Origin of the sequence: Dyadobacter koreensis (genome assembly GCF_900108855.1) — a bacterium.
Lineage (GTDB): Bacteria > Bacteroidota > Bacteroidia > Cytophagales > Spirosomataceae > Dyadobacter > Dyadobacter koreensis.
Genome location: NZ_FNXY01000004.1, coordinates 388951 through 402115 on the forward strand (window position 1 = coordinate 388951; position 13165 = coordinate 402115).

Sequence of the window (13165 nt, forward strand, 5' to 3'; positions counted from 1 at the left end):
CGAAGATCGAAAAAAAGACGCTTGAAACAAGAGCTTGTAAAGATGGAAAACGAAGAGGCCGGCTAAAAATGTTTTTAGTTCAGTAAAATAATGGATTTGTTTAAAATCATAAGTATATCTGGACCATTTGTCGCCAGTAGCGCGGCCGGTGCGCTTCTTCATTCCATTCATAAAACTGGTGTGGAATTTTGAGATTTTTCAAGGCATTGCTCAACTCCCGATTATTTTCCAGGAAATGGTCTTCAAGACCGATCACCAGAATAATTTCCATCTTTTTTATTTGCCTGACAATCCGCTTATCTGATAACATCGCAATAAAACGCGTTGGCATATTATAATAAATGGTATCATTAAAATAGCCGTCAAATAGATCATCAAAGAAAGGAAGCGAGATCGTAAGGTCATAACGCGCACTCATACCAACCACTTTCGTAAAAAGCGTAGGATGACGGAAAGCTATATTCACCGCATGGTATCCGCCAAGACTACACCCGGCGGATACCAGCCTTTTATCTTTATTCTGTTTTCTTATAAATGGAATTACCTCTTTTAAGATATACTTTTCATACTGTCCATGCCGTAAAATGCGTTGTTCAGGTTCCGCATCGGAGTAAAAACTTTCATTATCGATGCTATCCACGCAATAAATCTGCACTTTTCCAACTTCGATTTTCTCGCGCATGGCCTCGATCACTTTCCAATTCTCAAAATCATAAAATCGTGCTCCCCTCGTTGGAAAAAAGATCACCGGCTCACCCATGTGACCAAAAACCAAAAGCTCCATATCCTTTTCAAGTGTCTTGCTGAACCACTTATGGTATGCTCTTTCCATTACGCCCGCACAATTGTTGGTTGAGTATTAATTTATCTGGCTAATATTTTTTTTATTTCTTCCTTCCAGGCCGCATACCCTTCCTTACTCAAATGAAGTCCGTCCTCTTCAAAAAACGATCTTTTGGGATAACCCTCTTCATTTAAAGTCAAAGGAAAAATATCGATGTACCGCTGAAAAGGATCACTTTCAGTCTCTTTTTTAATCAAACTATTTGCCGATTTGATCTGCTCAATGATCGGCCAGCGCTGCAAACTTGGCTTGATCGAAATAAACGTACAAGGAATGTTTCCAAACTTTTCTCTTATACTGCATATCAGCTGACGATAAAAGAGACATACCTCCTCCGGTTGTCTTCCATCGCCAAGATCATTATCTCCGGCGTAGATCAATATGGATTTTACTGCTGTGACGGGAGTAAAAATACGGTCAAAAAACCAGGCACAAGCTCCAAGTGTCGAACCGCCAAAGCCAAGATTTATTGGCTTGAACTCTTGAAAATCAGTATATAATGTTTCCCATAAAGTAAAAGTTGAGCTGCCATAGAAGACAGTTTCAGGCAAATATTCTAAATTAGACAAAACTTTTTCAACTCTTAAAACTTCCTCTTCGTACCAAATCATAGGTTGCCGGATAATTTTTACTTTCTGTATACCACTCCTACCAAAGATATAGGAATGATGTTAACTCTCGGTTAAGTTTAGGTCATTATTCCAAAATATAAATTAAACTACCGTTTAGCCTGTTCTATGCGCCTTAAAAAGTATACCGTCGAGGATTTTGACTTGCTTCGGAGCTGGGTCACCGATGCTGAACTTTTATTTCAGTTTGCCGGCACGGCCTGGACATTCCCCTTGACACAATCTCAAATTTTCGAGTATCAGAAACAGTATCCTGAACGTCAGTTCTATATGGCTTTTGATAGCGAAGAAAAAGCATTTGCTTTTGGAGAAATCATCGTCAATGATATTAACACGCCACGGCTGGGTAGATTGTTGGTTGGCGAAAAGAACAACCGCGGCAAAGGTCTGGGTGGAAAATTTGTCGATTTACTAATTCAGGAATGCAAACAAAGGTTAAATCCCGACATCATTTATTTGTATGTTTTTGAGGATAATCACCCAGCGATTTCCTGTTACGAAAAATCCGGTTTTGTTTTAGATAAAGAAAATAAAATCATTTTCCCGCACGAGAATACCGAACATGTTGCTCTTATTATGAGATATAATGTTAACTCCTGAGTATCGAAAATCATAATATTACGATCCAAACTCCCGATATCCTTGAAAAAAACACTACTGCTTCTGTTTTTCATTTTATTGAAATTTATACTCCAATACGCCGTCATCGGTTCCGAATACGACTTACACCGCGACGAGTATCTCCATCTCGACCAGGGCAAACACCTTGCTTGGGGCTATCTGTCAGTTCCTCCCTTCACGTCATGGAATTCCTGGCTGATCCTGGCTTTGGGAAATTCGGAGTTTTGGGTGAAATTTTTTCCGGCTTTATACGGATCGTTGACCTTGCTGATTGTCTGGAAGGCAATCGAAATTCTGAAAGGCAATTTATTCGCGTTAATTCTCGGAGCGACAGCCATCACCTTTTCGGTACTACTCAGGATCAACATGTTATACCAGCCAAATTCTGTAGATATTCTTTGCTGGACCTTGCTTTATTATACGATCCTGAGATATGTAGATTCGGAAAACAACATCTGGCTTTATGCTTCGGCGATTGTCCTGGCTTTCGGTTTTCTGAATAAGTACAATATTTTATTCCAGGTTATCGGAATTACTCCTGCTTTATTGATTACAAAGAGGAAAATTTTCCTGAATAAACACCTATACTATGCCTCAGGCATCGCATTTCTCATGGTATTGCCAAACCTGATCTGGCAATACCAGAATGATTTCCCTGTTGTCCATCATATGAAATTACTCTCTAAAACACAACTTGTAAATGTTAAAACCAGTGACTTTTTGAAAGAGCAGATTCTCTATTTTATGGGCTCGATCTTTATTTTGATCGCGGCGTTCATTTCACTGCTCAGGTATCCGCCATTTAAAAAGTTTCAGACATTTATTTGGGCGTTTGCTTTTACAATGGCTTTATTTATTTTCCTGAAAGCGAAAGGATATTACGCGATCGGGCTCTACCCTATCCTGTTTTCTTTTGGCTCTGTATATCTTGAAACGCTGCTTACCAATAATATTAAATGGCTTCGTCCGGTAGCTGTGGCAATTATTTTGCTTTGTTCAATAATTCTTTTCAGAGTTGGTTTCCCAACAAAGAGCCCGAAAGAAATCGCCGAAAATTCTGAACGGTATAAAGATCTTGGCTTGTTACGTTGGGAAGACGGAAAAGATCACACATTACCGCAGGATTTTGCAGATATGCTTGGCTGGAAAGAATTGGCAGAGAAGGTCGATGCAACTTATGAAAAACTGGATGACAAAAAGCATACGCTTATTCTTTGCGATAATTATGGCCAGGCCGGTGCAATTAATTACTACTCCAAATATCATATTCAGGCCGTGACAATGAATGCGGATTATATCAATTGGGTTCCGCTTGACGAAGAAATAAAAAACGTTATCCTGATACAGGATTCTGACGATGACGATAAGGAAAGAAAAAAAGAGCAGCCGCTTTTCGAAAAGATTTCACTGACTGGAAAAATTGAAAATCAATATGCAAGGGAGTATGGAGCAACCATTTACGAACTTGTCGGCGCCAAAGTTTCTATTAATAAAATAATAGAAGGCGATATCGAAGAAAACCGCTGGCATTGATAATAAAAACCGAATTAACATAAAATGAAAAAACATTTCCTGGTCATCAGCTGCTTTTTTCTCGCGGCGCCCTTCGTTTCCGTAGCACAGAAAACCAAAAGTCTTTTTAACGGAAAAAACTTGAACGGATGGCATACCGACGTTCCGGATATGGATAAGGATCCAAATCTTAAAACACCTTTTATTATCAGAAATGGACTTTTAGTAAGTCTGGGAACACCTGGCGGACATTTAATAACGGACGCGCAATACGAGAATTTTCGTCTGACCTTCCAATACCGTTTTGCCGGAAAACCTGGGAATTGCGGTGCATTGGTTTTTGTTTCAACGCCCAGAGCTTTGTATGATATGTTTCCAAAATCAATCGAAGTTCAGATGATGCATCGAAATGCTGGAGATTTCTGGTGCATCCAGGAAGATATAACAACGCCGGATATGGAAAAACGCCGGGGACCAAAAGAAAAATGGGGCGTTAACGGCGATAAACTTCGCCGGATTCCAAATCTCACCGATGACAGCGAAAAACCGCTTGGCGAATGGAATAGTATGACTATTGAATGTGTAAAAAACTCAATCAAGGTTTGGCTGAACGGCGATTTCGTAAACTATGGATACAACGCAACAGCCCGGAAAGGTCAGATCGCATTACAGGCCGAAGGAGCGGAAGTGGAATTTAAAAAAGTTGAATTGACGCCGATCACCGCATTAACAAAATAATGCTGAAAGAATTCATGGCAAGGAAATTATGGATACAGCTGACATTATTCGTTTACGTTTAGTTAACCAGAAAATTACCCATAGCGATTTCACACGACCCGACCATATTGTAAAATACATGGTCGCGATGCAGGCTCAGGAATATGCGATGGCTAAATGGGCGATTGGTTTACGTGTTCCGGGCACAACTGATGAATCCGTTGAAGAGGCCTTTAATGAAGGCCGGATTCTTCGAACGCATCTCATGCGGCCAACCTGGCACTTTGTTGCGCCGGAAGATATCCGCTGGATGATTGCGCTTACAGCGCCGCGGGTTAACGCGATCAATGCATTTATGTATAGAAAATGTGAAATCGATGCTCAAACTTTCAATACTTGCAATGATATTCTGATCAAAGAACTGGAAGGTGGCAAATCCCTAACCCGCAACGCATTAAAAGAAAAACTTGATAAAAAAATTGTCACCGGAGACAGTGTCCGATTGGGTTGCCTGATGATGAAGGCCGAACTTGATAATCTTATCTGCAGCGGACCGAGGGATGGGAAACAATTTACATATGCTTTAATTGATGAGCGCGTACCTGCTGCAAAGCCGCTTACACATGAAGAAGCGGTCATAAAGCTCACCAGCCAGTATTTCACCAGCCGTGGCCCTGCACAATTGCAGGATTTTGTCATGTGGTCAGGACTCACTGTAAAGGACGTGAAAGCAGGAATTGCCGCTCTTTCCAACGATTTTGTGCATGAAAAATTTAAGGACAAAATTTATATCTATTCATCTCCGGTTGAACAAAACAACAGTAAAACCAAGTCAACTTTTCTGATGCCGGATTATGATGAATATGGAATGAGTTACAAAGACCGAAGTGCTATTTTTGTTCCTACGCCTGATATTTTGAAAAATTTCAAATTGAATATTCCGTACAACAGAATGATTGTATCAGATGGCGAAATCGTGGGAAGCTGGAAACGTACGGTCACAAACAAAGGCGTAAATATTGAAACCGAGTACTTTAAAAAGCTGAAGAAAAAGGAGGAAGAAAATATAAATATTGCAATCAAAAAATTCAGTGGATTTATCGGGAAATCCATAGCGGAAAGCGACAGGTAAAAATAAAATTCAAAACACATTAACAATACTTAGCAAATGACTGTTTTTCCTGTTACGAATTCAACACTTTCACCAGATCACCTGGCTGAATTTATTCAAAAAGAATACCAGTTTAACAACGGGGTTTCCTGCAAGTTATTGAAAACCGGGATCAGCCATACCTATCTCATTACGACTGTTAAGGAAAAATATGTTTTCCGCATTTATTCGTTGGACTGGCGCACAAGAAATGAAATTTTGGAAGAACTCCGTCTTATTAATTTGCTGAAAGAAAATAAGCTCCCGGTTTCTTTCCCTATCGCGGATCAGAATGGTGATTACATCAAAGAATTAAATGCCCCGGAAGGTCTCCGTTATGCGGTTTTATTCTCTCATGCTGACGGGTCGAAACTGTTAAATTATTCCGCTGAAATTCATTATAAAGTTGGTCAGGTAATGGCGGGTATCCATCGCGTCACCGAAAACATAACACTGGAACGGGTTAATTATACAGCGGATGTTTTACTTGAGCAATCTTTCGAATGCCTAAAATCATTTATGAGTCCGCAAAATCCGGAATTGGCATACATGAGCGGTTTGAAAGAACTTTTAGAAGAAGAATTTCAAAAAATTGACATGTCGCAAATTAGAAACGGAGCTGTTCATCTGGATATCTGGTTTGATAATATGCACTTTTCCGAAGATCAGGAAGTGATAATTTTTGACTTCGATTTTTGTGGAAACGGTCCGCTAGCCCTGGACATTGGCTATTATGTGATGCAGCTTTTTAATCTTGAAAAGGACGAAGAAGAATACAACGTAAAACTGAATAGTTTTCTTAAAGGATATGAATCGGTTGCACCAATCAGCAATGAAGAAAAACGAAGCATACCTTTTTTAAGCACTGCAATTTATTTTTTCTATCTCGGCGTTCAGTGTCAGCGATTTGATAATTGGTCGAACGTTTTCATAAATGAAATCTATCTCGAACGATTTATTAAGATGATCTTAAAAAGATGGGCTGATTACAATATGATTTCGTCAAATATGCGTAAGTCTGTTTTTTAAAAAAATCGGATCGTTTAAACAAAATTCCATTATGAAAGCATTAAATATTATCGTTTGTATTTTGGTAATCTCCACCTGTGTTAACGCGCAAATTCCTGAAAAAATCAAGCGAATTTTTCCGGAAGGGACAATAATGCACGACAATCTGGCTTACGCCGGAGATACTTTGAAAGGCCATAAACTGGATATTTATCTTCCCCAAAATGTGAAAGGAAATCTCCCGCTGGTAGTCTGGATTCACGGCGGCGCATGGAAACTCAATGATAAATTTGCAGACATGGGCTACATGAGAAACACTGTCAGTTCCTTTATCGAACAGGGCTATGCCCTCGCCAGCATTGATTACCGGTATAGTACCGATGCGATTTTTCCTGCACAAATTCAGGACTGTAACCAGGCGATCAGCTGGTTATATACCAATGCCGAAAAATATCATATTGATAAACACAGAATCGCGCTGGTCGGGTTTTCAGCTGGCGGACATCTTGCATCGCTTCTGGCACTATCAAACAATAATGACGTAAAACAATTCAGTGCAAGAGGTAAAAATGTTCCGTTTAAGATTAAGGCGGTGATTGATTTTTACGGGCCATCAAATTTCCTGGCACTCATACCAAAAGTTGAAATCAATGACCCGACAGACGCAGTTACATCACTTTTAGGCGCAACGATTCTGGAACGGCCTGATCTGGCAACGATGGCGAGCCCAACAACCTATGTAGATCCGAACGATCCTCCTTTTCTGATATTTCATGGAGAGAAAGACGAGTCGGTACCATACACACAGTCTGTGTTATTGAATTCTTACCTTCGTAAAGTGAATGTAAAAAGTGAATTGACTGTTGTTCCAAATGCCCCGCACTATGGCGAGATGTTTGACGTTGAATCTTACAGAACGAAAATTTCTTCGTTTCTGAAAACGCATCTGAAATAGCGGATACAATTAAAATTTAAGATGGACACCAAAAAGTTAATAACCAATATCGCGATCCTTTTTGTGCTCGTCGCCAATATCGGCTGCGATCAGATTTCTAAAAACATTGTGCGCCAGAAAGTTGGTTACTACGAAAATATCAGCCTGATCAGTAATTATTTTACATTGACACGCGTAGAAAATGAAGGTGCTTTTTTAAGCTTAGGAAGTGCCTTGCCTGAAACGCTGAAATTCATTCTCCTTTCCGGGATTCCGATTTTGGCACTGGCTTTCGGAATTGGCTATATGTTTCTACGAAAAAATATTTCACAAATGAGTATGCTGGCTTTGAGCTTTGCGATCGGCGGTGGGATCGGAAATATTTACGACCGGGTGGTTCATGGTTCAGTTACCGATTTCCTTCATATAGACCTGGGCGTTTTTCAAACCGGAATTTTTAACATGGCAGATGTTTCCATCATGGTCGGAATGGGCTTATTTCTCGCCCAGTCTTTCTATAACAGAAATCAATTGTCCCATTAGGCACCCTGTTTCAATTATTTGATCCAGTGTAATCCATTCGAAATTTAGTTAAATCCGGCAGATATCGTTTTTTTCGCGCCAGTTCGAGCTGGTAAATAACCTGCCCGAGGTTTCTCATAAATGGATAACAAACTTCCTCATATTCGTATTTTCCATCATTGTAAATTTCATCCTCATTCGACTGTACAACTGCGGTAAGCAGAAACTCTACCTTGTTTTCGAAGTCAACAAAATAGGCATTATCAATGATAAAACCGTATGAGTCTCCATACTTGTTAAAGATCCGGATATCGGGGTCTGGTTTGCTGTTTTTATTCGATCCGTAAAACAGAAATTTAGCACTGGTTGCCCAGTGCTCTGCTGGATCATACTTCGGAAAATCACTTTCTGTCGGATACTTGCTCATGAAAGTGTAGATAAGCCTGTAATCTTCCGCATTCAATTTGAATCTGTCCTTTACCGGAAAAACTTCCGGAAAAATAAGTCTTTTCATCACTTCCTGTTGATCGGTCATACTAAACGCATTACGGTTCGCCATATTAAAAGGCTTGTAGACCAACTTGTCCGAACTGTCGAGGTAAGCCTTTCCCATAATTAGATTATCGAGTTTTATCGGATAATCCGCAGCATCATATTTCCCCGGTTGCGAATAAATTATTTTCCCCTTGTTGAAGAATTTGATTGGATTTGTATGCCTCGATGTCATTTCTGTATCTTTCACGGCATAACGATTTAAAATTCTACTGGTATTTAATCCATAATGTTTCAAACGCTGGTTTATTTCTGCCCTGCCAACAAATTCGTAAAGTCGATTGTACGCATCGTTATCGCTTACCAAAAGTACTTTTTTGATATAATGTTCGATTGAAGGCAAGCCGTTCTGCGCCGAAGAATCGGTATCTGCTTGTGTCTGTTTCTCGAAATCAGCGCCCGTTATCATGGTACTTCGCCCTGTCAGCTCAGGAATTTTCAGCTCATTGATTTTTTCCAGTGCGAAAATTAAGGTAGGAAGTTTTACGGTGCTTGCGGGGAAAAAGTAGCGATGGTCATCCAGATTGTAGCTAAAAGTCTTAAAGTGAGGAATATTATTCTTATCCCTGTCAATCTGTGTGTAAAGAACCTGTACCTGATTTTTTTGCGGATGGTTTAAGATGCCGGAAAATAATTCCGGTTTACTTTTGAAAAGATTCTCTAAGAATAATGAATCTGTTTTTTGGGCATACAGATCAAAACCAATTAAGCAAGTAACGATTGTCAGTAAATATTTCAGATTCATATTTAATCGGTAACACTTTTATGTATTTGTATATCTTACATCTTAATCCAAATATAATGGTGCTCTGCAAGTTCCGTGAAGCGGCTAATTCTTTCCTTATACTTGTATGACAGAAGTTAGCGCTTTCGAAAATTATAATTTGCATTTTTCGCGAAGCACTTACCGTTAAAAGTAATCGGCTATTCCGGATAACTCAAATTGTCAATCTTCTATCTCTGCCGAACAAGGGGCAGTGCAGATAACCAAAATATTAAAAAAAACGAACAAATGCAATTCAAAGATGCCACGTACCAAAATGTCTTATCAGGACTTACTCTTCATCTTCCAGATACGACCCCTCCTCTGTTTTTGTCGAATTTTGAATTGAATCATTTATCAGGTTTAATTCTTCCTCAGTCAGGTTTCTCCACTTTCCAACTGGCAAATTTTCGAGCGTTACATTCATGATCCGCACTCTCCTCAACCTTGCTACACTATATCCAAGATATTCACACATCCGGCGAATCTGACGGTTCAGTCCCTGTGTCAGAATAATTGTAAAGACATAAGTCCCGTCTTTCCGTACGAAACATTTCTTTGTCACTGTATCAAGAATCGGTACTCCGTTACTCATCCTTTGAACAAAATCCGCCTTGATTGGTTTGTCGACCGTCACCACATATTCCTTCTCATGGTTGTTTCCGGCACGTAATATTTTATTTACAATATCACCGTCACTTGTCAGAAAAATAAGGCCTTCAGAAGGCTTATCTAATCGGCCGATGGGAAATATACGTTCCGGATGTTTTATGTAATCGATAATATTGCCATGGATCTGTCGCTCAGTCGTACAAGTTATCCCAACCGGTTTGTTAAAAGCGATATAAATACCTGCTTTTTTTACCCTAAGCGGTTTTCCGTCAACCTTCACTTCATCGCCGTCGGTTGCTTTATCTCCCAAAACTGCCTGTTTTCCGTTTAGCGTTACACGCCCCTGCTCTACGAGCTTATCTGCCTCTCTGCGTGAACAGAATCCTGTCTCACTGATAAATTTATTTATGCGAATCAACTTATACTGCTATTGAAAATTAATAATGAATTTTTACTGGCAAGTTAAAGATTGCAAAAAAAATCGGATTGAAATCAAAGAAACAGCCACATAGACTCTTTCTATACCAATGGTTAATAATTTTCAAATAATTTTTATGCGAAACACTGTAAAATCTGACATTTCAAACAGTCGCTTCTACCTTCTGATATTTTTTCTCTGGCTGTCTCTGGGACAAAATATTGCACAGCCCATCGAGCGCGCTGTTAAAATCCTGGTCGCGCCGGATCGGGAAGACTGGACTTACAAAACTGGTGACAAGGTAAAATTTACAATATCCGTTTTTCAAAACGGTAATCCTGTAAAAAATGCTCCGGTGCGCTATGAGATCGGTCCGGAAAAAATGGAAGCAACCATCAAAGAAAGCAAAACAGCGGCGAACGGAACCATTACCGTGGACGCAGGTACTCTGAAATCTCCCGGATTTTTGAGGTGTATCGCTTTCACTAACGTCGATGGCGGCGAATATAAGGGGCTCGCAACCGCTGGTTTTGAACCTGAAAAAATTCAGCCAACAGTAACGAATCCAGCTGATTTTGATGCCTTTTGGGATGCCGCAAAAAAAGAACTGGCGAGTGTTCCAATGGATGCCAAAATGACTTTATTGCCTGAGCGCTGTACAGAAAAAGTAAATGTTTACCATGTCAATTTACAAAATTTCAGAACCAATGTCCGTCTGTACGGAATTTTGACAATCCCTAAAAAAGAAGGAAAATATCCGGCATTGCTAAAAGTACCAGGCGCCGGTGTTCGTCCGTATTACGGCGATGTGGCCATGGCTGAAAAGGATATTATCACTTTTGAGATTGGAATCCATGGTATCTCGGTGATCATGGACCCATCTGTTTATACGGATCTGGGGCAAGGAGCATTAAACGGATATCCAGCTTATAATCTGGATGACAAAGATCGCTTTTATTACAAACGTGTATATCTTGGATGTATAAGGGCAAATGATTTTTTGACGAGTTTGCCTCAATTTGACGGTTCCAATCTTGCAGTTACCGGCGGAAGCCAGGGCGGGGCACTATCAATCATTACGGCTGGAATTGACCCGCGTGTGAAGTGGCTTGGTGCATTTTATCCAGCTTTGAGTGATGTTACCGGCTACCTGAACGGCAGAGCCGGAGGATGGCCTCACTTTTTTGACAAAATCAATATGAAATTCAATAATACCAAAGAAAAACTGGCGACAGTCGGATATTATGATGTGGTTAATTTCGCCAGACGTGTTAAAGTTCCGGGCTTTTATATGTGGGGATACAACGACGAAACTTGCCCTCCGACTTCAATGTATTCTGCATACAACGTCACAACTGCACCGAAAGAATTAAAATTATATCTGGAAACAGGTCACTGGACTTATCCCGAAGAGCGCGATATGATGAATAACTGGCTGGTCAGCAAATTAAAACCGGGTAAATAGTTCGTTATTTTGGAGCAGTCCATCATTCTCTCAATCATTCATTCTATCACTCACACCTTCCATATGGACCGTAGAAAATTCATCGAACAATCTGTATTGGCCGGAGCGGCATTTTCCTCACTACCGTTGCTGACCTCCCTAAAAAGAACAACACAGTATAAAACCGCCCTGATCGGTTCCGGGTGGTGGGGAACAAATATTCTGCGCTGCGCAATTCAAGCGGGCGAATCAAAGGTCGTTGCTATGTGCGACGTGGACGAAAATCAGCTAAAAGTTACTTCCGCTGAAATATCCAAACTGACTCCTGATAAACCGAAACTTTACAAGGATTTCAGGGAAATGCTGCAAAAAGAAAAACCTGAGATTGTAATCGTGGCCACACCCGATCACTGGCATGCTTTGTGTTGTATCGCTGCGATCGAATCCGGAGCGCACGTATATGTAGAAAAACCGATTTGTCACACGATACAGGAAGGACGAGCAATGGTTAATGCAACCCGCAAACACGGCCGTATCGTTCAGGTTGGAACTCATCGGAGGGTTTCTCCGCACAACGTATCAGGAATGGAGTTTCTTAAATCCGGAAAAGCCGGAAAGGTTGGTATGGCCCGTGCTTTTGTTCATTACGGTGGTGGGCCGGGACAGAAAACGCCGGATTCAGAAATTCCGAAAGGACTGGATTGGGATATGTATTGCGGGCCGGCACAGCTTGTTCCCTATAACAAGACCATCCATCCAAAGGGATTCAGGAATTATCTAAATTTTGCAAACGGAACCCTTGGCGACTGGGGAATTCACTGGCTGGATCAGGTACTCTGGTGGTCTGAACAAAAATATCCGAAAAAAGTTTATTCAACGGGAGGACGTGCGATTCGACAGGATAATACGGACGCACCCGATCACCAGGTGGCTGTGTATGATTTTGATGGTTTTACGCTGGAATGGGAACACCGGAATTTTGCCGCAAATAATGCTGAAAAAACGCATCCGCAACAGGCGGTCGGTGTTTATTTTTATGGTACCGAGGGGACATTTCATATGGGCTGGCTAGATGGCTGGACGTTTTATCCAAGCAATCCGAATAAACCCATTATTCATCAGGATGCCCAACTGAACAAACCGGATGATCAGAACATTCAACAGCTCTGGGCAAATTTTCTATCATCAATTAAAACAAATACTCCGCCGGTCTGCGAGATTGAAGTTGGGCAGCGCTCCACCAATCTTGCTTTACTTGGTATGCTTTCCTACAAACTTGGCAGAAGTATAATCTGGGACGGAGAAAAAGAGATAATCCCGGGTGACGAAGATGCAAACAAACTATTGAAAAGAGACTACCGGGGCGAGTGGCAGTATCCAACAGTGTAGCATAACAAAAAAGCCGGTCTGGCGTTTCGAAAACGCAAGGCCGGCTTTAT

Annotated in this window: 13 protein-coding genes; 9 read left to right on the plus strand and 4 right to left on the minus strand. The window is 40.7% G+C overall.

Annotated features, from left to right (window positions below):
• Positions 1-106: 106 nt before the first annotated feature.
• Both BMY70_RS13910 and BMY70_RS13915 read right to left on the minus strand, forming a co-directional pair.
• Entirely contained in the window at positions 107-832 is a 726-nt protein-coding gene (locus tag BMY70_RS13910) for an esterase family protein (RefSeq protein ID WP_090335799.1), read from the minus strand.
• A gap of 32 nt (positions 833-864) precedes the next feature.
• On the minus strand, positions 865-1455 hold the full coding sequence (locus tag BMY70_RS13915; RefSeq protein ID WP_090335800.1) for a GDSL-type esterase/lipase family protein: 591 nt from the start codon (positions 1453-1455) through the stop codon (positions 865-867).
• Between the two features lie 126 nt (positions 1456-1581).
• Here BMY70_RS13915 and BMY70_RS13920 point away from each other — a divergent pair, with 126 nt between their 5' ends.
• Genes BMY70_RS13920 through lspA form a run of 7 tightly spaced genes read left to right on the plus strand, consistent with a single transcriptional unit; the run spans position 1582 to position 7958 of the window.
• Positions 1582-2073, plus strand: a complete 492-nt coding sequence (locus tag BMY70_RS13920; RefSeq protein WP_090335801.1) for a GNAT family N-acetyltransferase — start codon at positions 1582-1584, stop codon at positions 2071-2073.
• 42 nt (positions 2074-2115) lie between these two features.
• Positions 2116-3627, plus strand: coding sequence for a glycosyltransferase family 39 protein (locus BMY70_RS13925; protein ID WP_218148627.1), 1512 nt, complete (start codon positions 2116-2118; stop codon positions 3625-3627).
• 24 nt (positions 3628-3651) lie between these two features.
• Positions 3652-4344, plus strand: coding sequence for a 3-keto-disaccharide hydrolase (locus BMY70_RS13930; RefSeq protein WP_090335803.1), 693 nt, complete (start codon positions 3652-3654; stop codon positions 4342-4344).
• Positions 4345-4372: 28 nt separating this feature from the next.
• Entirely contained in the window at positions 4373-5455 is a 1083-nt protein-coding gene (locus BMY70_RS13935; RefSeq protein ID WP_090335804.1) for a winged helix DNA-binding domain-containing protein, read from the plus strand.
• Positions 5456-5491: 36 nt separating this feature from the next.
• On the plus strand, positions 5492-6502 hold the full coding sequence (locus BMY70_RS13940) for a phosphotransferase (RefSeq protein ID WP_090335805.1): 1011 nt from the start codon (positions 5492-5494) through the stop codon (positions 6500-6502).
• 31 nt (positions 6503-6533) lie between these two features.
• Positions 6534-7436, plus strand: coding sequence for an alpha/beta hydrolase (locus tag BMY70_RS13945; protein WP_090335806.1), 903 nt, complete (start codon positions 6534-6536; stop codon positions 7434-7436).
• A gap of 21 nt (positions 7437-7457) precedes the next feature.
• Positions 7458-7958 (plus strand): signal peptidase II, encoded by a 501-nt coding sequence (lspA, locus tag BMY70_RS13950; protein ID WP_090335807.1) that lies wholly within the window; start codon positions 7458-7460, stop codon positions 7956-7958.
• A gap of 10 nt (positions 7959-7968) precedes the next feature.
• Here lspA and BMY70_RS13955 read toward each other — a convergent pair whose 3' ends face one another.
• Entirely contained in the window at positions 7969-9234 is a 1266-nt protein-coding gene (locus BMY70_RS13955; RefSeq protein WP_090335808.1) for a serine hydrolase, read from the minus strand.
• A 310-nt stretch (positions 9235-9544) separates the two neighbouring features.
• Positions 9545-10282 carry a 23S rRNA pseudouridine(2604) synthase RluF gene (gene rluF, locus BMY70_RS13960; protein ID WP_090335809.1) on the minus strand — a complete coding sequence of 246 codons (738 nt, stop codon included), beginning with the start codon at positions 10280-10282 and terminating at the stop codon, positions 9545-9547.
• Positions 10283-10418: 136 nt separating this feature from the next.
• On the opposite strand from rluF, the gene BMY70_RS13965 reads away from it, so the two are divergent.
• Together BMY70_RS13965 and BMY70_RS13970 are read left to right on the plus strand one after the other, a co-directional pair.
• Positions 10419-11747: an acetylxylan esterase gene (locus tag BMY70_RS13965; RefSeq protein WP_090336513.1), complete on the plus strand. Its 1329-nt coding sequence runs from the start codon at positions 10419-10421 to the stop codon at positions 11745-11747.
• A gap of 63 nt (positions 11748-11810) precedes the next feature.
• Entirely contained in the window at positions 11811-13115 is a 1305-nt protein-coding gene (locus BMY70_RS13970) for a Gfo/Idh/MocA family protein (RefSeq protein WP_090335810.1), read from the plus strand.
• The last annotated feature ends 50 nt before the right edge of the window (positions 13116-13165 follow it).

What these genes read in the sequence shown, in the direction of transcription:
- BMY70_RS13920 (WP_090335801.1), top strand. Translation starts at nt 1,582, where the DNA reads ATGCGCCTTAAAAAGTATACCGTCGAGGATTTTGACTTGCTTCGGAGC.
- BMY70_RS13945 (WP_090335806.1), top strand. Translation starts at nt 6,534, where the DNA reads ATGAAAGCATTAAATATTATCGTTTGTATTTTGGTAATCTCCACCTGT.
- BMY70_RS13915 (WP_090335800.1), bottom strand. Translation starts at nt 1,455, where the DNA reads ATGATTTGGTACGAAGAGGAAGTTTTAAGAGTTGAAAAAGTTTTGTCT.
- BMY70_RS13955 (WP_090335808.1), bottom strand. Translation starts at nt 9,234, where the DNA reads ATGAATCTGAAATATTTACTGACAATCGTTACTTGCTTAATTGGTTTT.
- BMY70_RS13910 (WP_090335799.1), bottom strand. Translation starts at nt 832, where the DNA reads ATGGAAAGAGCATACCATAAGTGGTTCAGCAAGACACTTGAAAAGGAT.
- BMY70_RS13935 (WP_090335804.1), top strand. Translation starts at nt 4,373, where the DNA reads ATGGATACAGCTGACATTATTCGTTTACGTTTAGTTAACCAGAAAATT.
- BMY70_RS13970 (WP_090335810.1), top strand. Translation starts at nt 11,811, where the DNA reads ATGGACCGTAGAAAATTCATCGAACAATCTGTATTGGCCGGAGCGGCA.
- lspA (WP_090335807.1), top strand. Translation starts at nt 7,458, where the DNA reads ATGGACACCAAAAAGTTAATAACCAATATCGCGATCCTTTTTGTGCTC.
- BMY70_RS13940 (WP_090335805.1), top strand. Translation starts at nt 5,492, where the DNA reads ATGACTGTTTTTCCTGTTACGAATTCAACACTTTCACCAGATCACCTG.
- BMY70_RS13930 (WP_090335803.1), top strand. Translation starts at nt 3,652, where the DNA reads ATGAAAAAACATTTCCTGGTCATCAGCTGCTTTTTTCTCGCGGCGCCC.
- BMY70_RS13965 (WP_090336513.1), top strand. Translation starts at nt 10,419, where the DNA reads ATGCGAAACACTGTAAAATCTGACATTTCAAACAGTCGCTTCTACCTT.